The sequence below is a fragment of the Mumia sp. ZJ430 genome (genome assembly GCF_011751845.1).
Lineage (GTDB): Bacteria > Actinomycetota > Actinomycetes > Propionibacteriales > Nocardioidaceae > Mumia.
Window position 1 is genome coordinate 298379 of sequence record NZ_JAAHFK010000001.1, and the last position, 25195, is coordinate 323573.

A 25195-nucleotide genomic window follows, 5' to 3' on the forward strand; every position below is an offset into this window, starting at 1 on the left:
GTTGCGGAGGGCCGCCACCCGCGGACAGGTGTCCTACCGATAAGTCCGCACAATACGGAACAAGAGAGGCGGCACATGCCGTGTGAATGCTCCCTAACGTGAGGCAACCTCGCCGCACACCAGCGGCGGGTCACGTGGAAGGGCAGCACATGACACACAGACGATTGCTCTCCGCCGCCGTCGTGACGGCGTCGGTCGCGTTGCTCGGGACCAGTCTGGTCGCATCGACGGCCACCGCGGAGGCGCCGTACAAGATCACCTTGCCGGCCGCAGCGGAAGGCATCCAGACCCCCGAGGAGTTCTTCGGGTTCAAGATGGGCACGGTGGGGAAGCTCGCCGCGTACCACGACGTCCTCGACTACATGAAGTCGATCGCCAAGGCGTCGGACCGCGTCGACTACGAGACCGTCGGCGAGACGACGATGGGCAACGAGTACGCCACGTTTTTCATCAGCGCACCGAAGAACCTCGAGCGCCTCGACGAGATCGTGGAGGCCAACCAGAAGCTCTCCGACCCGCGCAACACGTCGCCCGCCGAGGCGAAGACGCTGGCCCGCGAGAGCATCCCGATCTACCACCTCGAGGCGACGGTCCACTCGACCGAGGTCAGCAACGGCCAGGCGATCAACAACATCGTCCACCGGCTCGCCACCGAGGACTCGAACTTCACCGAGGAGGTGCTGAACAAAGCGGTGATCATGCTCGTGCCGTCGCAGAACCCCGACGGCCAGGAGCTCGTGGTCGACCACTTCAACAGGACCGCGGGCACCAACCTCGCGCGGGTCTACCCGGACCTGTACCACAAGTACACCGGCCACGACGACAACCGTGACTGGACGATGTTCACGCAGGTCGAAGCGAAGTACCGGGTCGCCCTCGAGAACAAGTTCCGGCCGGTGGTCACGCACATCATGCACGGGCAGGGTGCCACCCGTCAGCGCATCTTCGTCCCCCCGTACGGCGGCGTGTCGAGCGCGAACAACCCGCCGAACATGAACGCGTCGACCGCGGCCATCGGCGCGCACGCCCAACGCGCACTCACCGCGGAGGGCAAGACCGGCGTCGGCAACGATGTGGGCTACGACATCTTCTGGACGCTCGAGCAGCCGATGGGCTTCTTCCCGTTCACCGGCACGGCGGCGTACCTCAGCGAGATCGCGTCCGTCACCGACCTCGCCTACCCGTACAAGTCGAGCGACGGCAAGAACCTGGGCCCGCAGGTTCCGGACCAGAACATGCCCGAGCCGTACGACAAGGACACCTGGACGCTCGCCGACCAGGTCGAGTACGGCGAGATCGCCGCGTACGCCGGCATGGAGTACACCGCGCAGAACGGCGAGAAGCTGCTCTACGACAACCTGTACGCGACGCCGGAGCGGTACCTGAAGAACGGTGTCGCCTCGGGCGTCCAGGCGTACGTGATCGATGCCGATCAGCGTGATCCGTACGCGGTGTACGAGATGCTCCAGTCGCTCGAGCGGACCAAGGTCGAGATCGACCGGGCGGCGGCACCGTTCACGGTGGGCGACAAGCAGTACGCCGCGGGGTCGTACGTCATCCAGACTCACCAGCCGCGCGGCAACTGGGTGGACCAGGTGCTCGGAACCGACAAGTACCCGGTCGACGAGCTCCCCTACGCCGAGGCGACGACCAGTCTGCCGCTCGAGCTCGGCGTCGTCGTCGACGCGGTCAAGGAGCCGGTCGAGGCGCAGGTCGAGCGGGTCGAGTCCGTCGAGGTGCCGGAGGTGACGATGCCGGCGGCGCCGGGCGCGTCCGGGGCGTACCTCGTACGGCCCGAGTCGTACGGCACGATCCAGATGACCGCTGCGCTGCAGAAGTCGAACATCACGACCTTCCGTACGAGTGCGGAGTTCAAGGACGGCAGCACGTCGTACCCGGCGGGCACGTACGTGGTCCCGGCGACGCCGCAGGCGCGCTCGGTGCTCGCGACGGCGTCCAAGAAGGTCGGGGTGCCGGTCGCCGCGGCCGCGGAAGCGCCGAAGGTCAAGGGCGTCCAGCTCAAGCCGCGTACGCGGGTCGGTCTGTTCCGCGGCATCAACAACATGCCCGGTGGCTGGGACATGTGGACGATGGACCAGTACGGCATCAACTACGAGGTCGTCGGAGCGCAGGACTTCCAGAGCGGCAAGCTCATCGACGTGTACGACACGATCGTCCTGCCGCAGGGCATCACGAAGGCGCGGATCGTCGACGGGCTCGACCAGACGAAGTACGACGAGGAGTTCGCCTGGGCGTACGGCGTCGGGGAGGCCGGCTGGAAGAAGCTGCAGCAGTTCGTCAAGCAGGGCGGCACGCTGCTCGCGATCGGCTCGTCGGTCGCCACGGTGAAGGAGCTGATGGACCTGCCGATCGAGCCCGCACTGCCGACCGACCGCACCAAGTTCGCCACCGGCGGCAGCCTGCTGAACCAGAAGTTCGACAACACCGACATGGTCGCGTGGGGCATGCCGGAGAAGTGGCCGGTGTGGCTCTACAACACGCAGGCGTGGACGCCGACCGGCAAGAAGGCCGACGTCGTGTCCTCATACCCGGAGTCGGACGTGCTCGCGAGCGGCTACCTCAAGGGTGAGGAGCACATCACGGGCGAGGCCAATGTCGTGTCGTTCGACATCGGCAAGGGCAAGGTCGTGACGTACGGGTCGGAGATCACGTTCCGCTCGCTGATGCGCTCGACGTACAACCTGCTCTACAACGCGGTGTACGGCGGCCCGGCGGCGGAGGTGAACAAGACGCAGCTGCGTCAGCTGAAGCCCGCCTTCTCCGCGAACGGCACGCTGCTGCAGTAGCGGAGCCGCAAGTCAGATGGTTGAGCCTGTCGAAACCCGGGTTTCGACAGGCTCAACCATCGACGGGGTCTGCTCAGTCCGCCGCGCGGTGCAGATCGGAGAGGTGCAGGTAGGCCTTCGCGTTGCGCGTGAGGCCCGCACGCTCCTCGTCGCTGAGCGCGCGCCGCACCTTGCCCGGGACGCCGGCGACCAGCGAGCCGGGTGGGATGTCGGCGTTCTCGAGCACGACCGCCCCGGCGGCGACCATCGAGCCCGCGCCGATCCGCGCACCGTTGAGCACGACCGCACCCATGCCGATGAGGCTGTCGTCCTCGACGGTGCACCCGTGCAGCACCGCGCGATGACCCACCGAGACGCCGCTGCCGAGCGTGAGCGGCTTGTCGGTGTCGACGTGGAAGACACAGCCGTCCTGGACGTTGCTGCGCTCGCCGATGGTGATCGGGGCGTTGTCGGCTCGCAGCACCGCGCCGTACCAGACGCTCGCCTGCGGCCCGAGCGTCACGGCTCCCGTGAGGACGGCCGTCGGAGCGACGTACGAGGTGGGATCGAGGTCAGGGCTGGTCCCGCCGATGGTGCGGAGCAGAGGTGCGTCGGTCATGGACCCGATCGTGCCACGGGTCACACGAGGCTCATCCGAGGAGGGCGCGGCGTGCCATCTGCGTGAGGAGCTCGGTCATCGCGTCCTCGAAGATCCGTGCGCTGTGGGGCGTGGAGTTGAGGAGACCGAAGGTGGCCTGGACGGCGGCGCGGGCCGTGCGCTGGTCCAGCTCGGGCCGCAACGCGCGCAGCACCTCGACCCACGCGTCGACGTAGTCGAGCTGCAGCTCGCGGACCGTCGTACGGCTGCTCGGGTCGAGGTTGGTCCACTCGCGCTCCTGCACGACGATCAGCGCCGGGTTGGTGAGCGCGAAGTCGATGTGGAACGCGACGAGTGAGTCGAGCGCGTCCTTCGGGTCGGCAGCCGCGGCGAGGCGTGCGCGTCCTCCGTGCTGCAGGGTCTTGCTGATCCCGACGAGCATGTCGGCGAGGATCGCGTCTTTGCCGGCGAAGTGGCGGTAGAGCGCCGGGCCGGAGATGCCGCACGCGGCGCCGATGTCGTGGACCGAGACACCGTGGAAGCCTCGCTCGGCGAAGAGCGTCGCGGCGGTACGGAGGATCTGCTCCTGACGAGTCGTGGCCACGTGGTCATGCTAGGTCTCGACAAGGCTCGACCGGCGGGAAGGAGCGCGCTCGACCGGCGGGACGGGGCGCGCTCGACCGGCGGGAAGGAGCGCGCTCGACCGGCGGGAACATAAAAAGCGGCCGGCGGGGGTGCCGCCGGCCGCTGGTGCCCGTGAGCGGTCTCGGGTCCGCTCACGAACGGGTCCCCTCCGCGTCACGGGGGCCGCGCGGAGGAGATCGGGGTGCTACAGGAAGAAATCTGCCATGAATTCACCGCGATGGGAATGGCATAATGCTGCCGTGTCGCATATACGACACCCTTGTACGGCCTCGAGGTCTCGGATTGGGAGGAATTCACGCAAACCCCTCCCTGCTCGAGGGTGGGGCGTGGAACGATCCGCCCAGCGTCAGGACGGATAAGGAGGTCACGCGTGCTCGAGATCCTTGGGCTCGCTCCCGACGAGTACGACCTCTATCGGGTCCTCGTCGAGACAGCGAGCGCCACCCCTGCACAGCTCGCCTCGATCCTCGGCGTCGACGTCGAGGACGTGACCGCCTACCTCGCCTCCCTCGAGCAGCGTGGGCTCGTCGGTCGCCACGTCAACGGCGACAACGAGCACTTCACCGCCTCGCCGCCGACCGTCGCGATCGGCTCCCTCATCGTCGAGCGTCAGCGCTGGCTGCGACGCGCCGAGATCGAGCTCGAGCGCCTCAACGAGCTCTATCGCAAGGCCGCCGACGAACGTACGGCCTCCGACCTTGTCGATCTCGTCCCCGGACGGCGGGCCGGCATGCACCGGGTCGCCCAGCTCCTGCGCGCCGCGCGGCGCGAGGTCCGGCTGACCGTACGCACCACCAAGCTGACCTCGCCGGAGTACGACTTCGCCGAGGAGCGGCGTGGCGTCGAGCGCGGTGTGCGCTTCCGGGTGCTCGCCGAGCGTGGCGTGCTCGACCGGCCGAACGTGCTCACCGACTTCCACGACGGCCAGGGCATCGACGTCCGTCTCGCCTCCGCGCTCCCGTCTCGGCTGCTCATCGTCGACTCCGAGGTCGCGATGGTGCCGGTGATGGCCTCGCCCGACGACCTCTCGGGCGGTGCGCTGATCGTCCACCGCAGTGGCATCCTCGACAGTCTCATCGCGCTCTTCGAGGGGCTGTGGGTCGCCGGCACTCCCCTGCTCGAGAGCGCGCCGGAGTCCTCCGAAGATCTCGACGACACCGACGCGCGGATCCTGCGCCTTCTCAACGCGGGCCTCACCGACCACAAGGTCTCCAACCAGCTCGGCCTGTCCGCGCGTACGGTCCAGCGCCGGATGAGCCGGCTCATGGAGCGCGCCGGTGTCGAGACCCGCCTGCAGCTCGGGGTGGCGGCGAAGCAGCGCGGCTGGCTCTAGGCGTTCGTCCGGCGGCTGATCTGCCAACCGGCTGCGATCACGACGAGCAGGACCGCCAGCTGGAACACCGGCGCCGCCGGGCGCGCCAGGCTGACGAGCGCGGCACCGATCGCGGCGCCTACCACCAGGGCGGTCAGGAGTCGCGCGGACCGACCCAGGCCACGGGGTCGGCGGTCCGAGGCGAGTGTGACGACGAGGGTGGTGAGCGTCCCGGTCAGGTAGGTGCTCGACAGGCCGCTCACGCCGAACCGCAGGATCGCGCTGGCCTGGATGCCGAGGCCTGCCGCGCAGAGCGCGAGCAGCGGCAGGATCCATGCGCCGTGCGGATCGCTGTCCAGCAGCCACCAGCCGACGGCGTACGCGGCGAGGAGGCCGAGCTCGGCCAGGAGGGCGACCGTGACCGCCGGCGGCCACGCCCCGTCGTCGCCACGGGGCCGACCCGCCACGCGCGTGCCGACGGCCACCCCCGCGACGTACGCGACGATCGCGGTCGCGACCGCGCCGAGCGCCGCGGCCTCGCGAGAGCCGATGGCGGCCCCGACGAGGACGAGGTTCCCGGTCATCACCGACGTGAACGCGCTGCCCAGCGCGAGGAAGCTGATCGCGTCCGTCGCGCCGCTCAGCACCGCGAGCCCCACGACCGCGCGGTCGCGGGCCTGCTCGCCGGGAACGACATCCGTCGACATGGCGTCGAACGTACGCGCGTGGAGAGCACTTCGCGGGTCGCCCTTGACCTCAAGTGGACTTGAGGATCGAGACTCGGACCACGCGACCCGACGGCGAAGGAGATCCGATGCGAGCGGTGCAGGTCAGCAGGTACGGCGGTCCCGAGGTGCTGGAGGTCGTCGACCTCCCCGTGCCCGATCCGGGCGAAGGAGAGGTCGGGATCGAGGTGGCGGTCGCCGACGTGATCTTCCTCGACACGTTGCTCCGACGCGGTGCGGGCGAGCAGTGGGGCATGGCGGTGCCGTACGTCCCTGGTGGTGCGGTGGCCGGCACGGTCCGGACGGTCGGCGCGGGCGTCGATGAGCGATGGGTCGGTCGGCGGGTGCTTGCGCGTACGGGCACGCAAGGGGCCTCCGCGGAGTACGCGGTGGCGTCTGCCGACCTTGTCGTCGCGCTCGACGACGACGTCGCCGATGCCGATGCGGCCGCGCTCTCACGCGACGCGGTGACCGCGCTCCGGATGCTCGACGTGACACGTGTCGGTGTGGGAGACCGGGTGCTCATCAACGCGGCTGCCGGTGGCGCGGGTGCGCTCCTCGTGCAGGCGGCGCTCGCTCGTGGCGCGACGGTCGTCGGGGCGGCGCGGGGCGAGCGCAAGCTCGCGCTCGTACGCGACCTCGGTGCCGAGGCAGTCGACTACACGCTCGCCGGGTGGACTGACAAGGCTGTCGCCGCGTTCGGCGGCGAGCGGCCGACCGTGCTGCTCGAGGGTGCCGGTGGGACGCCAGGACAGGAGGCGTTCACGGTGCTCGCGGACGGCGGGCGGCTCGTCGCGTACGGGGCAGCGGGCGGGTTCTTGGAGCCGGACCCGGACGAGGTGCGGCGACGGCGACTGCAGGCGGACGGCATCGCGGGGGTCCAGCTGGCGAACGAGGCCGTCCGCGCGCTGATGGGCGACGCGCTCGCGCTGCTGCGCGAGGGCTCCTGGGCCCCGGTGATCCGGCAGCGGTACGGGCTCGAGGGCGTGGCCGAAGCGCACCGCGGGCTGGAGGAGCGGACGGCGATCGCGAAGACGCTGATCGAGGTGGTCGAGTAGTGCGGGACATCCACGTCACACGTGACGACCCCGGGTGGTGGTGCGGGAGGTTAACAACCGTTAACATCGCTCCCATGCACCCCACCGGCATGCGTGAGCTCGTCGCCGAGCTCCGCGAACGCCTCGCCGTCGCGCGCTCGGGCGGCTCCGAACGCGCCCGCGCGAAGCACGAGAAGCGCGGCAAGCTCTTCGTCCGCGACCGCGTCGACCGTCTCCTCGACCCCGGCTCGCCGTTCCTCGAGATCGCGCCGCTCGCGGCGTACGGGATGTACGGGGTTTCGACAGGCTCAACCAGCGACCCGTACGCCGTCCCGAGCGCGGGCGTCGTCGCCGGCATCGGCCGTGTGTCCGGTCGCGAGTGCATGGTCGTCGCGAACGACGCGACCGTCAAGGGCGGCACGTACTACCCGATGACGGTCAAGAAGCACCTCCGCGCGCAGACGATCGCCGCCGAGAACCGCCTCCCCTGTCTCTATCTCGTCGACTCCGGCGGCGCGTTCCTGCCGATGCAGGACGAGGTGTTCCCCGACCGCGAGCACTTCGGGCGCATTTTCTACCACCAGGCGCAGATGTCCGCGCAGGGCATCCCGCAGGTCGCGGCCGTGATGGGCTCGTGCACCGCCGGCGGGGCGTACGTCCCGGCGATGAGCGACGAGACCGTCATCGTGCGCGACCAGGGCACGATCTTCCTCGGCGGCCCGCCGCTGGTGAAGGCGGCGACGGGCGAGGTGGTCACGGCCGAGGAGCTCGGTGGCGGCGAGGTGCACGCGCGCCGCTCCGGTGTCGTCGACCACCTCGCCGACGACGACGCGCACGCGCTGGCGATCGTGCGCAGCATCGTCGCGACCTTCGAGCGCCGCACCCCGCCGAGCCTCGAGCGCACGGAGGTCGTCGAGCCGCTGGAGGACCCCGAGACCCTGTACGACGTGGTGCCGACCGACTCGCGCACCCCGTACGACGTGCGTGACGTGATCCGGCGCGTGGTCGACGGCTCGACGTTCCACGAGTTCAAGCCGCTGTACGGCGAGACGCTCGTGTGCGCGTTCGCCCGGATCTGGGGCTTCCCGGTCGCGATCGTCGCCAACAACGGCATCCTCTTCTCGGAGTCGTCGCTCAAGGGTGCGCACTTCATCGAGCTGGCGAACCAGCGCGGGGTGCCGCTCGTCTTCCTCCAGAACATCACCGGGTTCATGGTTGGGCGCGAGTACGAGAACGGCGGGATCGCCAAGGACGGCGCCAAGCTCGTCACTGCGGTCGCGTCGTCGGTCGTGCCACGGTTCACGGTCGTGATCGGCGGCTCGTACGGGGCCGGCAACTACGGCATGTCCGGGCGCGCGTACGACCCGCGCTTCCTGTGGATGTGGCCCAACGCCAAGATCTCGGTGATGGGTGGCGAGCAGGCCGCATCGGTTCTCGCGACGGTGCGCGGCTTCGACTCGCCCGACGACGAAGAGGCGTTCAAGGCGCCGATCCGGGCGCAGTACGAGGCGCAGGGCTCGGCGTACTACTCGACCGCGCGTCTGTGGGACGACGGCATCATCGACCCCGCTGACACCCGGCGCGTGCTTGGCATGGCGCTGCAGGCGTCGTCGAACGCGCCGATCCCTGAACCCCACTACGGCATCTTCCGGATGTGAGTGCGATGACCGAGACCCCCCGATTCACCTCCGTCCTTGTGGCCAACCGGGGCGAGATCGCGCTGCGGGTGATCCGCGCGGTGCAGGCCGCCGGGCTGCGCGCGATCGCGGTGCACTCCGACCTCGATGCCGGTGCGCCGCACGTCCGGCTCGCCGATCACGCCGAGCACGTGGCGTCGTACCTCGACGTCGACGCGATCCTCGACGCCGCGCGGCGCAGCGGAGCGCAGGCGGTGCACCCCGGGTACGGGTTCCTGTCGGAGCGTGCGGATGCGGCGCGTGCCGTCGTCGACGCCGGACTGGTGTGGATCGGGCCGAGCCCGGACGTCATCGACCTCATGGGACGCAAGGACCGCGCGCGCGAGGTCGCCGAGCGCGCCGGCGTTCCCGTGACGCGACGGTACGACCTCGGGGGCGAGGTCGCGTACCCGGTCCTCGTCAAGGCGGCTGCCGGTGGTGGCGGCAAGGGCATGCGCATCGTCCGCGACCCCGCCGACCTCACGGACGCGGTCGCCGCCGCCGGTCGCGAGGCCGCGGCGGCGTTCGGCGACGACACGCTGCTCGTCGAGGAGTACGTCGAGCACGGCCGCCACGTCGAGGTGCAGGTCATCGGCGACGAGCACGGCACCGTCCTCCACCTCTTCGAGCGCGACTGCTCCGCGCAGCGTCGCCATCAGAAGGTCCTGGAGGAGGCGCCAGCCCCGACGATCTCCGCAGCGACGCGCGCGCGGCTCACCGAGGCGGCGGTCGCGCTGTCGCGCGAGGTCGGGTACGTCAACGCCGGCACGGTCGAGTTCCTCGTGCACGACGCCGACGCTGTGCCCGGCGAGGAGAAGATCGCCTTCCTCGAGATGAACACCCGCCTCCAGGTCGAGCACCCCGTCACCGAGGCGATCACCGGGCTCGACCTCGTCGCGCTCCAGCTGCACGTGGCCCAGGGCCTCCCGCTGCCGCTGGCGCAAGGCGACGTCACCGCGACCGGGCACGCGATCGAGGCACGCGTCTATGCCGAGGACCCGTACGCCGGGTTTCTTCCGCAGGCCGGCCGCGCGACCACCGTCGTCTGGCCCGAGCACGTCCGCGTCGACGCCGCGCTGCAGTCCGGTGCGGTGGTGACCACCTCGTACGACCCGATGCTCGGCAAGGTGATCGCGCGCGGGCCCGACCGCGACTCCGCCCGCGCCGCGCTCGTGGATGCGCTCGACCGTACGGCGATCTTCGGCGTCACGACCAACACCGGCTTCCTGCGGCGGCTCGTGGCCTCCGACGCGTTCGGGGAGTCGCGGATCGACACAGCGTGGCTCGACTCGCCGGCCGCGCAGGAGCTCACCACCCGCCCCTCCGCACCGGACGCGGCGGCGCGTGCGGCCGCCCTCGCCTGGGCGGACTCGCACGCCCGTCCTGCGGGCGACCCGTTCGGCGCCGCGGACGGCTGGCGCTCGGGGGGCGACCCGGCACCGGTCCTCGTGTCGCTCGTGGACGCCGACGACACGCCGGTCGAGATCGCGCTGCCCGTCGGCTCGTACGTCGGCGCCCTCGACACGCAGCCCGTGGCGCTCGACGCCGGCGGGGTCACTGTCGCGTACGAAGGCCAGACGTGGACATTCCGTCATCCCGACCCTGCCCGCGACCGCGCGGCGGAGGGCAGCGGTGACGCGGATGTCGTCTCGCCGATGCCGGGCACCGTGCTGTCCCTCGCGGTGACGGAGGGTGAGATCGTGAGTGAAGGTCAGGTGCTCGGCGTCGTGGAGGCGATGAAGATGGAGCTTGCCCTCAAGGCCCCGTACGACGGCGCGGTGACGCATGTCGGGGTCGCCGTGGGAGACCAGGTTGCGCTCGGGGCGCTGCTGTTCCGGGTGGAGAACGCATGAGCCTTCCCGCCGTCCACCGTGACCCGGCGATGCCCGAGCGCGTGACGATCTACGAGGTCGGAGCGCGCGATGGGCTCCAGAACGAGAAGGGCATCATCGGCCTCGACACCAAGCTCGAGTTCGTTCAGCGCCTCACGGCCGCCGGGCTCCCGATCGTGGAGGCGACCAGCTTCGTCCATCCGAAGTGGGTCCCGCAGCTCGCCGACGCCGCCGACCTGGTCGCGAGGCTCGACCTCCACGGCGCCACGCCGTACCCGGTCCTCGTCCCCAACGAGCGCGGCCTCGACCGTGCGCTCGACGCTGGGGTCACGCACGTGGCGATCTTCGGAAGCGCCACCGAGACGTTCGCGCAGAAGAACCTCAACAGCACGTACGAGGCACAGTTCGCGATGTTCGAGCCGGTCGTGCGGCGCGCGCTCGACGCCGGCGTGCAGGTGCGGGCGTACCTCTCGATGTGCTTCGGCGACCCGTGGGAGGGCGAGGTCGCGCTCGATCGCGTCGTCACCGCCGGCAAGCGCCTGCTCGACATGGGCGCGTACGAGCTGTCGCTCGGCGACACGATCGGCGTCGGCACCGCGCACCACGTCGAGGCGATGCTCGACGCGTTCGCGGCGGCGGGGGTCCCGACAGGCGGGGTCTCGACAGGCTCGACCGGCGGTGGGGGCGAGGGGTCGCGGATCGCGATGCACTTCCACGACACGTACGGACAGGCGCTCGCCAACACGTACGCGGCGCTGCGGCGTGGCGTGACCACGTTCGACGCGAGCGCCGGCGGCCTCGGCGGCTGCCCGTATGCGAAGTCCGCCACCGGCAACCTCGCCACCGAGGACCTGGTGTGGATGCTCGACGGTCTCGGAGTCACCCACGGCGTCGACCTGACCGCCCTCGCGCAGACCAGCGTGTGGATGGCCGAACAGCTCGGCCGCCCCTCGCCCTCGGCCGTGGTGCGCGCGCTGACCGCCGGCTGATCTCGCGTCCACGCTGTGAAAGGAACCTGACCGTTCTCGGCCCGCGATTCGGTCAGGTTGCTTTCACGACGTGGACGGGGGCGCGGCGCCCCCTCGATCGACGACATCACCGACTACTTCGAAGCCGGCGCGACGCGGACGCCAGCCCGGTCGAGGACCAGACGCAGGCGCTCGCTTATCTCGCCGAGCTGCAGGTTCGTGCCAGCGACCCCGAGGCCGCGGCGCGGACCCTGGACGCGCTCGGTGACCGCCCCCTCGCGCCCGAGATTGAGGAAGCGGTCGCCGACGTGCGGCCGCGCTCAGCCGCGCTTGACGTAGCGGCTGAACCGCGTGACCTCGTCGTACGAGTCGTGACCCGGCCCGACACGGGCGAGGATCGCGGCCTTGGCCTTCACTCGCGTGCCGGTCGTCTTCGACAGGCACGAGACCGGGACCGACAACGTGGTCTTCTTGCCGTTCCACGACGTCCTGATGCCCGTGCACGGCAGCACCGTGAACGTGCTCGGGTCGTCGCCGCGCTGCCACCCGAGGATCTTGTCGGTGACCTTGCCCTTGCGGTTGCGGACGATCGACACGACGTACTTCCAGCGGCCGCTGTCCCTGGTCTTGATGATCAGGTCGGTCGACGCGAGCTTCTTCTTGTTGCGGTGCGGGATCGTGAGCACGCCAGAGACGCGCGCGGGCCCGTTCTTCACGCGCAGCTGCGTGATGTCGGCGACGCGCGGCGCGTCACCGCGCGGGTCTTTGACCACCGCGGACGCGGCGTGGGCCGTGCCCGGGATCATGCCGACCGCGAGGACCGCTCCTGCGGTCACCGCGCCGATGCGTACGAGTCGTCTCGTCATGACGTACCCCCTTGTTCGTCAGTTCTCGGCTCCGTCCATGGCAGCACACGCGAGGGGTCACGGCGGCCCGTGTGTCGATGGCCAGGGTTGACTGGTTCAAGACTGCTTGTTTTGACTGATTCAAGAAAAGGCGCCAGACTGGGCGCATGGACCCCACGCCTGATGCCGAGCAGATGCTGCGTGCATCGTCGCTGCGCGTGACCCGCCCGCGGATCGCCGTGCTCGAAGCGGTGCACAGCCTCCCGCATGCCGACACCGACACGCTCATCGACGCCGTACGCCGCCTGTTGCCCAGCGTGTCGCACCAGGCGGTCTACGACTCGCTGCGCACGCTCACCGACCACGGCCTCGTCCGTCGCATCCAGCCGACCGGCCTGGTCGCCCGGTACGAGGCGCGTGTCGGCGACAACCACCACCACGTCGTGTGCCGCTCGTGCGCCGCGATCGCCGACGTGGACTGCGCCGTCGGTGCGGCTCCCTGCCTGCACGCGTCCGACGACCACGGCTTCGCCATCGACGAGGCCGAGGTCCTCTACTGGGGCGTCTGCCCCGCGTGCTCCGCACCCCAGACCTCGTGACGACCCGTACCAAGCCCTGACAGCCCTGGAAAGGAATCCATGTCTGAGAACCACGACGCCGTGATCGGTGAGGTCAACGAGGAGTCGCCCGCGGGCGGTTGCCCGGTGGCCCACGGCCAGACGACCCACCCGACCCAAGGTGGCAGCAGCAACCGCGGCTGGTGGCCGAACCAGCTCAACCTGAAGATCCTCGCCAAGAACCCCGCGGTCGCGAACCCGCTGGGCGACGACTTCGACTACGCCGGGGCGTTCAAGAGCCTCGACCTCACGGCCGTGAAGCAGGACATCGCCGAGATCCTGACGACCTCGCAGGACTTCTGGCCGGCCGACTTCGGGCACTACGGCCCGTTCATCGTCCGCATGGCGTGGCACAGCGCGGGCACGTACCGCGTGAGCGACGGCCGCGGTGGCGCCGGTGCCGGGCAGCAGCGGTTCGCGCCGCTCAACAGCTGGCCGGACAACGTCAACCTCGACAAGGCCCGCCGCCTGCTGTGGCCGGTCAAGAAGAAGTACGGCCAGAGCCTTTCGTGGGCCGACCTGATGATCCTCGCCGGCAACGTCGCGCTCGAGACCATGGGCTTCGAGACCTTCGGGTTCGCCGGCGGCCGCGAGGACGTGTGGGAGCCCGACGAGGACGTCTACTGGGGCCCGGAGACCGAGTGGCTCGGCGGCGACGCCGGAGGCGCGGAGCGCTACACCGGTGACCGCGACCTCGAGGATCCCCTCGCGGCCGTCCAGATGGGCCTCATCTACGTCAACCCCGAGGGCCCGGAGGGCAACCCCGACCCGCTGGCGTCGGCGCGCGACATCCGCGAGACCTTCGCCCGCATGGCGATGAACGATGAGGAGACCGTCGCGCTCATCGCCGGCGGCCACACGTTCGGCAAGACGCACGGCGCCGCCTCGGCGGACCTCGTCGGCCCCGAGCCCGAGGCCGCTCCGCTCGAGGAGCAGGGCCTCGGCTGGAAGCAGGGCTACGGCACCGGCAAGGGTGACGACGTCATCAGCTCCGGCCTCGAGGTCACCTGGACCTATCACCCGGTCCGCTGGGACAACGAGTTCTTCCACATCCTGTTCGCGTACGACTGGGAGCTCATGGAGTCGCCCGCCGGTGCGAAGCAGTGGCGTCCGAAGAACGGTGCGGGCTCGGACCTTGTGCCGCTCGCGCACGACCCGTCGAAGCACCGCGAGCCGCGAATGCTGACGTCGGACCTGGCGCTGCGCTTCGACCCGATCTACGAGGAGATCTCGCGCCGCTTCAAGGACGACCAGGCGGCCTTCGCCGACGCGTTCGCCCGCGCCTGGTTCAAGCTCACGCACCGCGACATGGGCCCGGTCGTGCGCTACCTCGGCCCCGAGGTCCCCAGCGAGCAGCTGCTCTGGCAGGACCCGCTGCCCGAGGCCTCGTACGAGGCGATCGACGCCACGGACGTCGCTGCGCTCAAGGACCAGATCAAGGCCTCCGGCCTGACGGTCTCGCAGCTGGTCACCACGGCGTGGGCCTCCGCGTCGTCGTTCCGCTCCAGCGACAAGCGCGGTGGCGCCAACGGTGCGCGCATCCGTCTCCAGCCGCAGGCCGGCTGGGAGGTCAACAACCCCGATGAGCTCGCGGGCGTGCTCCGTACGCTCGAGGGCGTCCAGGCGGCGTTCAACGAGGCGCAGTCCGGCAAGCAGGTCTCGCTGGCCGACGTCATCGTGCTCGCCGGCGGCGTCGGTGTGGAGCTGGCCGCCCAGGCCGCAGGCCACGACCTCTCGGTGCCGTTCACGCCGGGCCGCGTGGACGCGTCGCAGGAGGAGACCGACGTCGACTCCTTCGCGTACCTCGAGCCGAAGGCCGACGGGTTCCGCAACTACCTCGGCAAGGCCAGCCGCATCCCCGCCGAGTACCTGCTCGTCGACAAGGCGAACCTGCTCGGCATCAGCGCGCCGGAGATGACGGTGCTCGTCGGTGGCCTCCGTACGATCGGGGCCAACTACGACGGGTCGTCGCTCGGTATCCTCACCGCCAACCCGGGCACGCTGACGAACGACTTCTTCGTCAACCTGCTCGAGCTCGGCACCACGTGGACGCCGGACGAGTCCGGGCAGACCTTCACCGGCACGACGGCGACGGGCGAGACCTGGACGGGAAGCCGCGTCGACCTGCTCTTCGGGTCGAACTCGGAGCTGCGTGCGCTCGCCGAGGTCTACGCCAGCGATGACGCCAAGGCGAAGTTCGTGAGCGACTTCGTCGCTGCGTGGGTCAAGGTCATGGAGGCCGACCGCTTCGACCTCGCCTGACGCTCTGACTTTGCGTGGGGCCCCACGCAAAGTTCGTGCCCCACCGAACCTGTTCGGTGGGGCACGACGTCTTTGTTGGCCCCACCGAAGAGTGTGACCCGTCAGTGCGGGGGCGGGAGGCGTCGGTCGCGCCACTCGCGGCGCGCGTACGAGGCCAGCTGTGCGGTGGAACGGGCGTCGGCGAGCGCGCCGACCCCGCCGCCGAGGATCGGCACCTTGCGAAGGAACACGGTCGCGCCCTGCTTGCCGCTGACCCGGCCGAACAGCGCCGCCGTCACCTCGCGGGCGATCCGCTCGTCGAGCGCGGGGTCGTAGACCGGCGAGGTCGCGAGCCCCATCGGAGTCGAGGGCAGCCGGCCGTCCTTGATCGCCTTCGCGACCTCGTGCTTGCCGAGCAGCGTGGCCATCACCGCGTTGCGCACGCGCGGGTCATCGAGGTCGTAGCCGCGCAGATAGGCGATCGCGGCCACGAGGTGGCACTGGAGCAGCGCGAGCCCGGCGACGTTCGCGGGGATCGTCACGACCATCGACGCGACACCGCCGAGGTTGGTGAGGAAACCCTGCGCGCTGGCGTAGCGGACGTGGATCCCGACCGACTCGCTGATCGCGTCCTCGACGCGGCCTCCGGCCAGTGCGAGACGGGCGTCGCACGCGACCCGTACCGGCTTGAACGGCCCGACCCCGTCGATCGCGCGGTCGAGCAGCACGCGGACGTAGCCGGCCGTGACCTTCGGACCGGCGGACATCGCGACGCGCGGTGCAACGAACTTGGCGGTCGACTTGGCGATCCCCACGAGCACCTCCTCAGGCAGTAGGTCCCATCGTATGTGAGGCACCCACAGCGCTGACTAGAGTCGACCCGTGACGCCGCAACCCCTCGGACCGAACCGCTGGGAGTTCGACCAGGACTCGTGGCCGGACGACGACTTCGTCGGGGTCGGCGCCGACCTGGCCCCGGAAACCCTGATCGCGGCGTACGCGACCGGTCTCTTCCCGATGCCGGTCGAGCCCGGAGGGCCGATGGGGTGGTGGTCGCCCCTTCGGCGCGGCGTTTTGCAGCTGGATCGCCTGCGTGTGACGAGATCGTTGCGCAAGTCGACCAATCGCTTCACGACAACGATCGACACAGCCTTCGACGAGGTCGTCGAAGCGTGTGCAGACCCGGTGCGGGACGGGGCATGGATCGACGGTCAGATCGGTGTCGCGTACGGGCGTCTGCACGCCCTCGGATGGGCGCACTCGGTCGAGGTTCGCAACGCCGACGGGCTGCTCGTCGGCGGCCTGTACGGCGTCGCGATCGGCGGCCTTTTTGCAGGTGAGAGCATGTTTCACCGTGAGAGTGACGCCTCTAAGGCGGCGCTGGTGGCCCTCGTTGAGGTGCTGTCCGACGAGTACGCGTCGCAGCGCCTCGTGGACACCCAGTGGCAGACCCCGCACCTGGCCTCGCTGGGGGTCGCGGAGTGGCCCCGCGACGAGTATCTCGCTGCCCTCCCGAGGGTCCTCGACACACCGTTACCGGCCACGTGGCGCTGATTCGGACATGGGTGTGGGCTACTGTCGACACGCACCACACCGGCGTGGGCCGCTGGAAATCCAGGGATCTCGGGCATTTCTTCCTATGCTGGTGTGCGTCATAAGACAACTGACCACACGCACGTCGGAGGAATCCCGTGAACCGTACTGAACTCGTAGCTGCAGTCGCCGAGACTGCCGGCACCACCAAGGCCGACGCCGATGCGGTCCTCAGCGCTTTCGGTGACACGCTCATCGCCGCCGCCGGCAAGGGCGAGAAGGTCCAGATCCCGGGCCTGCTGACCGTGGAGCGTGTCGAGCGCGCCGCGCGCACCGGCCGCAACCCCGCGACCGGCGAGACCCTCGAGATCCCCGCCGGTTACGGCGTCAAGGTCACCGCGGGCAGCAAGCTCAAGGCCGCCGTCAAGTAAGACGCACCACGAAGGGACCCCGGGTACGCGCCAGCGTCCCGGGGTCCCTCGCGTTTTGCCCCTCCTCCCCGTCCCGTCCGCGATTTGGGCACTTCGCCACCGAACGCCGGCGCGACAACGGTGGGGAACTGCCCAAATCGCGGACCAGGCGGCACACTGGGGGCGTGCCCGAGCTGCCCGAGGTCGCCGCACTCGCCGACGACCTGTCCCGCCGCCTGGGGGTCACCGAGGGTGAGCCCCGCGCGATCGCCGCCGCATACCCGGCCGCGATCAGTGCCCTCAAGACGTACGACCCTCCGGTCAGCGCGCTCTCCGGACTCCTGGTCGACGGCGTCACGCGCCACGGCAAGTTCCTCGACATCGACGCCGGTGGGCTGCACCTGATCATCCACCTGGCGCGCGCCGGCTGGCTGCGCTGGAAGGACGAGCAGCCCAAGGCGCCACCACGCCCCGGCGGTGGCAAGAACCCGCTCGCGTTCCGGGTTGTGCTCGACGACGGCTCGGGCTTCGACCTGACCGAGGCCGGCACCAAGAAGGGGCTCGCGGTCTACCTCGTACGCGATCCTGCCGAGGTCCCCGGGATCGCGAGGCTCGGCCCGGAGCCGCTCGACGGGGCGTTCACGCGCGATGCGCTGCGTGACATCCTCACCGCGGCCGGGCGGGCGCAGATCAAGGGCGTCCTGCGCGACCAGTCGCAGATCGCGGGCATCGGCAACGCCTACTCCGACGAGATCCTCCACGTCGCGAAGATGTCGCCGTTCAAGCCGGCGAACACCATCGCGGGGTCCGAGGAGGACCTGACGATCCTGTACGAGGCCATCGGCAGCACGCTGCGCGACGCGATCGCGCGTTCTGACGGGCTTGCCGCGTCCGAGCTCAAGAGGGAGAAGAAGTCCGGCATGAGGGTGCATGCGCGGACCGGCGAGACGTGCGAGGTCTGCGGCGACACGATCCGTGAGGTGTCGTTCGCGGACTCGTCCCTGCAGTACTGCCCGACCTGCCAGACCGGAGGCAAACCCCTCGCCGACCGGCGGATGTCGAAGCTGCTGCGGTAGGACGGAACGTCAGACCAGTGGGCGCCCGGCCTGGTGCCACGCGACGACGCCGCCCGCCAGGTTGACCGCGTCGACGCCACGCTCCTTCAGGAACGCGGTGGCGCGGGCCGAACGGCCCCCGACGTGGCAGTACACCAGCACCTGGCCGCCAGTCGGCACCTCGTCGGCACGGGCCGCGAGCTCGCCGAGCGGGATGTGCACCGCGCCCTCGATGTGTCCGGCGGCCCACTCGTCGTCCTCGCGCACGTCGAGCACGACCAGGTCGGCGGGCACAGGGTCGGGCACGCCGGCGACCTCGACGGTGGGGATGGTGGTCTCGTCCATGTCGGACATCCTCCCAGGCGATGGCAAGGCCGTACCGGGGTCGAGGCTCGAGAAGCCCCTGGTTGGCTAGGCTTGGCTCGCCGGTCGCACGCTTGCTCGCCGGTCCGAGGAGGGACACCACCATGTCGCAAGGCCCGCAGGACCCGTACGGTCGCCCGTACGGGGGAGCTTCCGGTCAGCCCTCTGGCGAACCCGGCTGGGGCGGCCCTCAGCCGGGCGTCCCGCAGCCCGCCTCGCCGCAGCCGCACTGGTCGACGCCGCACGCACCTCCCACCTCCAGCGGCCGTGACGTGGAGCAGCCGTCGCCGTGGGGCACGGTGGCACTGATCGGTCTCGTGATCGGCGCACTGGTGTCGCTCGGCTACGCCGTGTACGCGCTCACCGCGCGGCGCGGCATCTTCGCCGATCTTGCCGACGACCCGTCCAGCGTGAGCCGCAGCGTCGCCGAGGACAGCGACTCGCTCAACTCCGTCCTCGTGGTCGGCACGGTTGTCGTGCTCGTGATCGCGGTCCTGCTGTGGATCCTCGCGATCCTCAACGGCCGTGGCCGGGTCGCGCTCGGCTGGGCCGGGCTCGGGCTGACGGCGGTCGGTGTTGCCGTCGCTGTCGCCGGAGCCGTCATGACCAGCGGCGTCGAGGACGCGGAGGACGTCGACAGCGCCGTCACCGGCTATCTGCTGGTCGGAGGCGGGATGGTCGTCGTCGCCCTCGGCTTCGTCCTCGGGGTCCTCGCGCTGCTTGCCACCCGCGGCAGCGGGACGTCCACGCAGGCACGCCCCGAGCCGAGCGCGTCGTACGGGCAGTCACAGCCGCAGCAGCAGCAGTACGGCCAGCCCGAGCCGACGCAGCAGTTCCCTCGTCCCTCGTACGGTCAGCCCAGCCCGCCGCCTCAGCAGCCGCCGCACGGGCAGCCGCAGCCGCCTTATGGTCAGCCGCCGCACGGGCAGCCGCAGCCGCCTTATGGTCAGCCGCCGCAGCAGCCCCAGCAGCCCCCGTACGGGCAGCCGCCGCAGCGCCCCGGCCAGCCGTACGGGCCGCAGCCCGGCCAGCCGCCGTACCCGCCGCAGGGCCCGTCCGAGCGTCAGTGACCACACGGTCACCCTCACCGAACTCAGGAGAAGAAGTATGGGCAAGCGTTCCCGCCGTCGGGTGAAGCCGGAGAAGGTCGAGCGGATGCCGTTCCGCGCCCGGACGTTCGAAGGCATCCCGGGCGAGTGCGACCTGGTGGCACTGCGCGAGTTCGTGCCGGCCGCGACCGCATCCCTCGGGCTGCGCGAGGGCTTGGCCGCCGACGGGTCGGTCCGGTTCATCACGCTGCTGCCGTCGGCGTCGGCCGGCCTGGTGCGCCCCGACGGCGAGATCTGGGTCGGGCTGCAGGTGACGCACAACTTCGGTGACGTGAGCCGTGACCTGGCCGCGGTGATCCTGCAGGGTCTCGAGACCGAGCCCGGCACCGAGATCGTCCTCGCCGACCCGGGTGTCGGTGAGCGTCTCCAGGACATCGTCGACACGGACTCCGACCTCGAGGTCGACGTGCAGGAGGGGTTCGACTTCTGGACCGCCGGCATCGACGACCCGACGGGTGACGTCGCGGCCGCGATCGAGCAGGCCAACGAGATCGTCTCGCCGACCGTCCGGCTCGAGGAGGTCGACGCGGCGTACTGGACGCAGCTCGGCGAGCGCCAGTTCCTCCGCTGGGTGATGCCGTACGACGAGGACGAGCTGCTCACCGCGCTGGCACGGCTGCGTGCAGCCGGTGACGACCGGCTCGGCGAGCACGTCCGCCTGATCGGGTCGTTCCGCGCGCACGGCCTCCTCGTCCCCGTGTGGGAGATGCACGAGCCGACGCCTGCAGCCGCACTGGAGGGCCCTTCAGTGGCTTTTGAAGGTCGACTCAAGGAAGCCCTGGCCGATTCGACGCCTCTCACCACCGAGCAGCGGGGTGCGCGCAACGGTCTCGCGAACCGCCAGATCACGGTTCGGTAGACCAAAACACCACAAAATTCGTCAGCGTGATCCAGGTCACGAAGTCGCCACTTGTACGACTGTTCAGGATGCCTTAAAGTCGTCTTCAGGCCCCGGTCGTTGCTGTATCCCCCGTCAGCAGCGGCTGGGGTTTCCAATTCCCTGGAAATCCACAGGTGCCCGGGAGGGCTCGCCACTGCGCGTGCTAGCGTCGTCGACGTGATGAGCGGACGATTTTATGGGCGCGACGTGCTGGTGCAGCCAGCGGTCGGCGCCTCATAGACCGACTCGCTCAGCAAAGCCAGCACAGGCACGGACCACACGGTCCGTGCCTTTCGTCATTCGTGGCGGTGCCGGCTCAGGATCAGGCGCCGCCGAGAGGAAGCACCTGATGTCTGTGAAGCACCCGGCCCCGAGCACCGCCGCGGCCCCCGGTCGTACGACGAGCAACCTGCGGGTCCGCAGCCTCGATCCCCTCGAGCCGCCGCGTGACGTCGTGGCGTCCCGTCCGCTCGGCGACGCCGCAGCCGGACTCGTGGCGCGCTCGCGTGATGCCGCCGCGTCGATCATGGCCGGACACGACGACCGGCTCCTGGTCCTCGTTGGGCCGTGCTCGATCCACGACCCCAGCGCCGCGCTCGACTACGCCCACCGGCTCGCTCCGCTGCGCGAGGCCTACGCCGACGAGCTCGAGATCGTCATGCGGGTCTACTTCGAGAAGCCGCGCACGACCGTCGGCTGGAAGGGACTGATCAACGACCCCGGCATGGACGAGTCGTACGACGTACGCCGCGGCCTCCGGTTGGCCCGCTCCGTCCTGCTCGACGTGCTCGCGACCGGCCTGCCGGCGGGCACCGAGCTCCTGGAGCCGACGAGCCCGCAGTACCTCGCCGACGCGGTCTCGTGGGGCGCGATCGGGGCTCGTACGCCGGAGAGCCAGGTGCACCGCCAGCTCGTGTCGGGCCTGTCGATGCCGGTGGGGTTCAAGAACGCGACCGACGGCTCCGTCCAGGCGGCGATCGACGGGTGCGGCGCAGCAGCCGCCGAGCAGACGTTCTTCGGGATCGACGACGAGGGGCGTGCGTGCGCGGTCTCGACGAGCGGCAACCCCGACTGCCACGTGATCTTGCGGGGCGGGCACTCCGGGCCAAACTACGGCGCCGACTCGCGGCGGGCCGCGCTGGCGCTGCTCGCCGCCGTGGGGATGCCGCAGCGCCTCGTCGTCGACGCGAGCCACGGCAACTCCGGCAAGGACCACGTCCGCCAGGCCGCCGTGGTGCGCGAGATCGCCCACGACGTCGCGGCCGGCGACCGCGGGATCGGTGGCGTCATGCTGGAGAGCTTCCTCGTACCGGGCAAGCAGGCGCCGGCGCCGGACGGTCTCACGTACGGACAGAGCGTGACCGACGCGTGCATCGGGTGGGACGTCACCGCGGACCTGCTCGAGGAGCTGGCGACGGCGTCGGCGGCCCGACGGGTTTCGACGGGCTCAACCAGCGGGGTGCGGGTTTCGACGGGCTCAGCCAGCGGCGGGGAGGGCGCCTAGGCTGACGACCTACCCCCGGGTAGGGTTCTAAGCGGCCGCTTACCTAGAGAGTGGCCGCCACCACGTACGCCATCAGGGAGCGAACATGAGGCTCGCGCTGTCAGCGGAGGACGCGCAGCTCCAGCAGGAGCTGCGGGAGTTCTTCACCACCAAGGTTCCTCAGGAGATCCGCGACGCCGTCCGTCACGGCGAGGAGCTCACCAAGGAGCAGATCGTCGAGACCCAGCGGGTGCTCAACGCCGGCGGTTACGCCGTGCCGAACTGGCCCGTCGAGTGGGGCGGCAGGGGCTGGACGCCGTTGCAGCGCCACATCTGGCTCGACGAGATGCAGACCGCGGGGGTGCCCTCGCCGCTGCCGTTCAACGCGAGCATGGTCGGCCCGGTGATCGCGACATTCGGCTCGCAGGAGCAGAAGGAGCGCTTCCTTCCGGCGACGGCCAACCTCGACATCTGGTGGTGCCAGGGGTTCTCCGAGCCCGATGCCGGCTCCGACCTTGCGTCGCTGCGGACGACGGCGGTGCGCGACGGCGACGAGTGGGTCGTCAACGGCCAGAAGACGTGGACGACCCTCGGCCAGTACGCCGACTGGATCTTCTGCCTGGTCCGCACCAACCCCGACGCCCCCAAGAAGCAGCAGGGCATCTCGTTCGTGCTGTTCGAGATGTCGACCCCAGGCGTGACGGTGCGCCCGATCAAGCTGATCGACGGCGGGTACGAGGTCAACGAGGTCTTCTTCGACAACGTGCGCGTCCCGGCCGACCAGCTCGTCGGCGAGGAGAACCGCGGGTGGGACTACGCGAAGTTCCTCCTCGGCAACGAGCGAGACGGCATCGGCGCGACCGGCAGCACCAAGCTGCGCCTGCAGGTGCTCAAGGAGCACGCGTCGGCGCCGCTGGCCGATGGCAGCCGCCCGATCGACGACCCGGCGGTCGCGACCCGCTTCGCGTCGCTCGAGAACCAGCTGCTCTCGCTGGAGCTGACCGCGCTGCGGGTCGCCGCGGCCTCGAAGCACGGCAAGCCCGACCCGGTCTCGTCGATCCTCAAGCTGACCGGCTCCCAGCTGCAGCAGGCGGTCTCCGAGCTCGCGGTCGACGTCGCCGGCGCGGACGTCCTCGCGGCGGGTGCCGGTGACGACTCCGACGTGCCGGCATGGGCGGGCGACTCGGTCCCGACCTACCTGAACCTCCGCAAGGTGTCGATCTACGGCGGGTCCAACGAGGTCCAGCGCCAGATCATCGCCGGCACGATCCTGGGACTGTGAGGGACTGACATGGATTTCACGTACGACACCGAGCAGCTCGCGCTGCGTGACGCGGTCCGAGGCATCCTCGGCGAGTCGGTCGGCAACCGCGAGAAGATCACTGCCACCGAGCCTGGCTGGGACCGCGAGGTCTGGGGCAAGCTCGCCGAGATGGGTCTGCTGGGCCTGCCGTTCGACGAGGCGTACGACGGTGCCGGTGCGACTGCGGTCGAGGTCGGGATCGTCGCCCAGGAGATCGGGCGCGTGCTCGCTCCGGAGCCGTTCATCGACGTCGTCGTCGGTGCCGGCCAGCTGATCGCCGATGCGGGGTCGGAGGAGCAGAAGCGCGAGCTGCTGCCCAAGGTCGCCGCCGGCGAGCTGATCGCCGTCGTCGCGCACACCGAGCCGCGTGCCCCGCACGGCACGGCCGCGTACGGGGTGACCGCGACGTCGAACGGTGACGGCTGGACCCTCGACGGAGTCAAGGAGCCGGTACGCCACGGTGGCGCCGCGGACGTCCTGATCGTGAGCGCGAAGGACGGCGACGCGACCCGCCTGTTCGTCGTGGACGCGACCGCCACAGGCGTCTCCCGTACGACGTATTCGACGCCCGATGACTCGTACGCGGCCCGCATCGTGCTCTCGGGTGCCGCGGCGACTCCGCTCGGCGACGCCGGCGAGGAGGCGCTCGCGTCGGCGTTCGTGCGGCTGCAGACCGCGTACGGCGCCGAGGCGATCGGCGCGATGGAGGTCTCGGTCGAGACCACCGTCGGCTACCTCAAGACGCGCAAGCAGTTCGGGGTCACGCTGTCGAAGTTCCAGGCGCTGACCTTCCGTGCGGCCGACATGTACACCTCGCTCGAGCTCGCCCGCTCGATCTCGACGTGGGCGACGATGTCGCTGGCCGAGAGCGGACCTGACGCGCTCGTCGGCTCGCGGCTGCAGGCCGAGCTCGGTCGTACGGGGCGCCACATCAGCCAGGAGTCGATCCAGCTGCACGGTGGCATCGGTGTGACGGCGGAGTACTCGATCGGCCACTACGCCGCACGTCTGACGGTCCTCGACCGCACCCTCGGCAACGAGGCGTACCACCTCGCGCGGATCACCGACGGCGTCGCCGACCGCGGCATCGTCGAGCTGCTGCACTGACGCAGACCCCCCGGTGAGCCACGTCCGCCACCGGTGAGCCACGACGACAACCGTCGCTCACCACCGGCAGACGTGGCTCACCGCTACTGTTCCGCCATGACGCGACTTCGTACGGCGTGGGCGGCCGCGCCGCTCGCGCTGCTGATGGCGTGCGGTGCCGGCGCCGACGACGGGGCGGCGCGTGCGTGCACGATGATCGCGTCGTCGGCCGGGATCGCCGTCGTGGTCGAGCCCCCGCTCGCGGCTGGGGCCGTCGCCGTCCGGGCCCGCGTCTGCTGGGTCGGCGAATGCGTCGACGCGGAGTCACCGCTCACCCCGGGCCAGACTGCGGTCGACGAGGGGTGTGACGGCGACGACCCCGACTCCGTGTGCAGCGCGGTCATGACCTCGGACGGGACGATGCAGGGCTTCGTCGAGGCGCCGGCGCTCCCCGCCGAGGAGGTCGAGGTGACCGCCGTCGTCACGAGGGCCAACGGCAGCGAAGCCCACCGCGCCGCTACGCGTGTGACCGCCGAGCCCACGTACCCCAACGGCAAGCACTGCGACCCCGGCGGCAACCAGGCGCGCGTCACGCTCCCCTGACCGCTGTCCAGAAAAAGTCCGTGACCGTGTCGAAAAACCTGCGTCTCGTTCGGCGTAGGGGTGAGGAACCGCTTCGGCACTAGGGTCG

Annotated in this window: 23 protein-coding genes; 17 read left to right on the forward strand and 6 right to left on the reverse strand. The window is 70.3% G+C overall.

From position 1 onward, the window contains the following. Window positions 1–149: 149 nt before the first annotated feature. Window positions 150–2807, forward strand: a complete 2658-nt coding sequence (locus HCT63_RS01475) for a M14 family zinc carboxypeptidase (RefSeq protein ID WP_167000851.1) — start codon at window positions 150–152, stop codon at window positions 2805–2807. A 73-nt stretch (window positions 2808–2880) separates the two neighbouring features. On the opposite strand, the gene HCT63_RS01480 is transcribed toward HCT63_RS01475, so the two are convergent. Together HCT63_RS01480 and HCT63_RS01485 are read right to left on the reverse strand one after the other, a co-directional pair. After that, window positions 2881–3405, reverse strand: coding sequence for a gamma carbonic anhydrase family protein (locus tag HCT63_RS01480; protein ID WP_167000853.1), 525 nt, complete (start codon window positions 3403–3405; stop codon window positions 2881–2883). A 31-nt stretch (window positions 3406–3436) separates the two neighbouring features. After that, on the reverse strand, window positions 3437–3988 hold the full coding sequence (locus HCT63_RS01485) for a TetR/AcrR family transcriptional regulator (RefSeq protein ID WP_167000855.1): 552 nt from the start codon (window positions 3986–3988) through the stop codon (window positions 3437–3439). A 411-nt stretch (window positions 3989–4399) separates the two neighbouring features. On the opposite strand from HCT63_RS01485, the gene HCT63_RS01490 reads away from it, so the two are divergent. After that, window positions 4400–5362 carry a LuxR family transcriptional regulator gene (locus tag HCT63_RS01490; RefSeq protein WP_167000857.1) on the forward strand — a complete coding sequence of 321 codons (963 nt, stop codon included), beginning with the start codon at window positions 4400–4402 and terminating at the stop codon, window positions 5360–5362. Here HCT63_RS01490 and HCT63_RS01495 read toward each other — a convergent pair. Further along, on the reverse strand, window positions 5359–6048 hold the full coding sequence (locus tag HCT63_RS01495) for a YoaK family protein (RefSeq protein WP_167000858.1): 690 nt from the start codon (window positions 6046–6048) through the stop codon (window positions 5359–5361). The two genes, HCT63_RS01490 and HCT63_RS01495, sit on opposite strands and share 4 nt — an antisense overlap. 107 nt (window positions 6049–6155) lie before the next feature. Here HCT63_RS01495 and HCT63_RS01500 point away from each other — a divergent pair, with 107 nt between their 5' ends. From HCT63_RS01500 to HCT63_RS01515, 4 genes are all read left to right on the forward strand, one after another. Further along, window positions 6156–7124: a zinc-binding dehydrogenase gene (locus HCT63_RS01500; protein WP_167000860.1), complete on the forward strand. Its 969-nt coding sequence runs from the start codon at window positions 6156–6158 to the stop codon at window positions 7122–7124. A gap of 74 nt (window positions 7125–7198) precedes the next feature. Continuing rightward, window positions 7199–8761, forward strand: a complete 1563-nt coding sequence (locus HCT63_RS01505; RefSeq protein WP_167000862.1) for a carboxyl transferase domain-containing protein — start codon at window positions 7199–7201, stop codon at window positions 8759–8761. 5 nt (window positions 8762–8766) lie between these two features. Next, the gene (locus HCT63_RS01510) at window positions 8767–10632 is read left to right on the forward strand and encodes a biotin carboxylase N-terminal domain-containing protein (RefSeq protein WP_167000864.1); all 1866 of its coding nucleotides are present in this window, start codon (window positions 8767–8769) and stop codon (window positions 10630–10632) included. After that, window positions 10629–11600, forward strand: coding sequence for a hydroxymethylglutaryl-CoA lyase (locus tag HCT63_RS01515; protein ID WP_167000866.1), 972 nt, complete (start codon window positions 10629–10631; stop codon window positions 11598–11600). Before HCT63_RS01510 ends, HCT63_RS01515 begins: the two co-directional genes overlap by 4 nt. 299 nt (window positions 11601–11899) lie before the next feature. Here HCT63_RS01515 and HCT63_RS01520 read toward each other — a convergent pair whose 3' ends face one another. Beyond that, window positions 11900–12445 carry a hypothetical protein gene (locus HCT63_RS01520; protein ID WP_167000868.1) on the reverse strand — a complete coding sequence of 182 codons (546 nt, stop codon included), beginning with the start codon at window positions 12443–12445 and terminating at the stop codon, window positions 11900–11902. A gap of 146 nt (window positions 12446–12591) precedes the next feature. On the opposite strand from HCT63_RS01520, the gene HCT63_RS01525 reads away from it, so the two are divergent. After that, window positions 12592–13023 carry a Fur family transcriptional regulator gene (locus HCT63_RS01525; protein WP_167000870.1) on the forward strand — a complete coding sequence of 144 codons (432 nt, stop codon included), beginning with the start codon at window positions 12592–12594 and terminating at the stop codon, window positions 13021–13023. 39 nt (window positions 13024–13062) lie between these two features. Further along, window positions 13063–15303, forward strand: coding sequence for a catalase/peroxidase HPI (gene katG / locus HCT63_RS01530; RefSeq protein WP_167000872.1), 2241 nt, complete (start codon window positions 13063–13065; stop codon window positions 15301–15303). Between the two features lie 101 nt (window positions 15304–15404). Here the strand turns inward: katG and HCT63_RS01535 are convergent, their stop codons facing one another. After that, window positions 15405–16097, reverse strand: a complete 693-nt coding sequence (locus HCT63_RS01535; RefSeq protein WP_243842842.1) for an EcsC family protein — start codon at window positions 16095–16097, stop codon at window positions 15405–15407. Window positions 16098–16164: 67 nt separating this feature from the next. Here HCT63_RS01535 and aat point away from each other — a divergent pair, with 67 nt between their 5' ends. From aat to HCT63_RS01550, 3 genes are all read left to right on the forward strand, one after another. After that, the gene (aat, locus tag HCT63_RS01540; protein WP_167000874.1) at window positions 16165–16836 is read left to right on the forward strand and encodes a leucyl/phenylalanyl-tRNA--protein transferase; all 672 of its coding nucleotides are present in this window, start codon (window positions 16165–16167) and stop codon (window positions 16834–16836) included. Between the two features lie 137 nt (window positions 16837–16973). Next, window positions 16974–17246: an HU family DNA-binding protein gene (locus tag HCT63_RS01545; RefSeq protein ID WP_167000876.1), complete on the forward strand. Its 273-nt coding sequence runs from the start codon at window positions 16974–16976 to the stop codon at window positions 17244–17246. Window positions 17247–17410: 164 nt separating this feature from the next. Next, window positions 17411–18301 carry an Fpg/Nei family DNA glycosylase gene (locus tag HCT63_RS01550; protein ID WP_167000878.1) on the forward strand — a complete coding sequence of 297 codons (891 nt, stop codon included), beginning with the start codon at window positions 17411–17413 and terminating at the stop codon, window positions 18299–18301. A gap of 9 nt (window positions 18302–18310) precedes the next feature. On the opposite strand, the gene HCT63_RS01555 is transcribed toward HCT63_RS01550, so the two are convergent. Then, window positions 18311–18625, reverse strand: coding sequence for a rhodanese-like domain-containing protein (locus tag HCT63_RS01555; RefSeq protein ID WP_167000880.1), 315 nt, complete (start codon window positions 18623–18625; stop codon window positions 18311–18313). A 122-nt stretch (window positions 18626–18747) separates the two neighbouring features. On the opposite strand from HCT63_RS01555, the gene HCT63_RS20180 reads away from it, so the two are divergent. From HCT63_RS20180 to HCT63_RS01585, 6 genes are all read left to right on the forward strand, one after another. After that, the gene (locus HCT63_RS20180; protein WP_208322216.1) at window positions 18748–19713 is read left to right on the forward strand and encodes a hypothetical protein; all 966 of its coding nucleotides are present in this window, start codon (window positions 18748–18750) and stop codon (window positions 19711–19713) included. Between the two features lie 37 nt (window positions 19714–19750). Next, on the forward strand, window positions 19751–20611 hold the full coding sequence (locus tag HCT63_RS01565; RefSeq protein WP_167000882.1) for a DUF5926 family protein: 861 nt from the start codon (window positions 19751–19753) through the stop codon (window positions 20609–20611). A 370-nt stretch (window positions 20612–20981) separates the two neighbouring features. Continuing rightward, complete coding sequence (locus HCT63_RS01570; protein WP_167000883.1) at window positions 20982–22136, forward strand: 3-deoxy-7-phosphoheptulonate synthase; 1155 nt, start codon at window positions 20982–20984, stop codon at window positions 22134–22136. Between the two features lie 85 nt (window positions 22137–22221). Beyond that, complete coding sequence (locus HCT63_RS01575; RefSeq protein ID WP_167000885.1) at window positions 22222–23397, forward strand: acyl-CoA dehydrogenase family protein; 1176 nt, start codon at window positions 22222–22224, stop codon at window positions 23395–23397. Window positions 23398–23406: 9 nt separating this feature from the next. Then, on the forward strand, window positions 23407–24525 hold the full coding sequence (locus tag HCT63_RS01580; protein WP_167000887.1) for an acyl-CoA dehydrogenase family protein: 1119 nt from the start codon (window positions 23407–23409) through the stop codon (window positions 24523–24525). A 96-nt stretch (window positions 24526–24621) separates the two neighbouring features. Further along, the gene (locus HCT63_RS01585; RefSeq protein WP_167000889.1) at window positions 24622–25107 is read left to right on the forward strand and encodes a hypothetical protein; all 486 of its coding nucleotides are present in this window, start codon (window positions 24622–24624) and stop codon (window positions 25105–25107) included. The last annotated feature ends 88 nt before the right edge of the window (window positions 25108–25195 follow it).

Coding starts and splice junctions, on each gene's coding strand:
- HCT63_RS01475 (WP_167000851.1), top strand. CDS start 150: ATGACACACAGACGATTGCTCTCCGCCGCCGTCGTGACGGCGTCGGTC.
- HCT63_RS01480 (WP_167000853.1), bottom strand. CDS start 3,405: ATGACCGACGCACCTCTGCTCCGCACCATCGGCGGGACCAGCCCTGAC.
- HCT63_RS01495 (WP_167000858.1), bottom strand. CDS start 6,048: ATGTCGACGGATGTCGTTCCCGGCGAGCAGGCCCGCGACCGCGCGGTC.
- HCT63_RS01500 (WP_167000860.1), top strand. CDS start 6,156: ATGCGAGCGGTGCAGGTCAGCAGGTACGGCGGTCCCGAGGTGCTGGAG.
- HCT63_RS01505 (WP_167000862.1), top strand. CDS start 7,199: ATGCACCCCACCGGCATGCGTGAGCTCGTCGCCGAGCTCCGCGAACGC.
- HCT63_RS01510 (WP_167000864.1), top strand. CDS start 8,767: ATGACCGAGACCCCCCGATTCACCTCCGTCCTTGTGGCCAACCGGGGC.
- HCT63_RS01515 (WP_167000866.1), top strand. CDS start 10,629: ATGAGCCTTCCCGCCGTCCACCGTGACCCGGCGATGCCCGAGCGCGTG.
- HCT63_RS01520 (WP_167000868.1), bottom strand. CDS start 12,445: ATGACGAGACGACTCGTACGCATCGGCGCGGTGACCGCAGGAGCGGTC.
- HCT63_RS01525 (WP_167000870.1), top strand. CDS start 12,592: ATGGACCCCACGCCTGATGCCGAGCAGATGCTGCGTGCATCGTCGCTG.
- katG (WP_167000872.1), top strand. CDS start 13,063: ATGTCTGAGAACCACGACGCCGTGATCGGTGAGGTCAACGAGGAGTCG.
- HCT63_RS01555 (WP_167000880.1), bottom strand. CDS start 18,625: ATGGACGAGACCACCATCCCCACCGTCGAGGTCGCCGGCGTGCCCGAC.
- HCT63_RS20180 (WP_208322216.1), top strand. CDS start 18,748: ATGTCGCAAGGCCCGCAGGACCCGTACGGTCGCCCGTACGGGGGAGCT.
- HCT63_RS01565 (WP_167000882.1), top strand. CDS start 19,751: ATGGGCAAGCGTTCCCGCCGTCGGGTGAAGCCGGAGAAGGTCGAGCGG.
- HCT63_RS01570 (WP_167000883.1), top strand. CDS start 20,982: ATGTCTGTGAAGCACCCGGCCCCGAGCACCGCCGCGGCCCCCGGTCGT.
- HCT63_RS01575 (WP_167000885.1), top strand. CDS start 22,222: ATGAGGCTCGCGCTGTCAGCGGAGGACGCGCAGCTCCAGCAGGAGCTG.
- HCT63_RS01580 (WP_167000887.1), top strand. CDS start 23,407: ATGGATTTCACGTACGACACCGAGCAGCTCGCGCTGCGTGACGCGGTC.
- HCT63_RS01585 (WP_167000889.1), top strand. CDS start 24,622: ATGACGCGACTTCGTACGGCGTGGGCGGCCGCGCCGCTCGCGCTGCTG.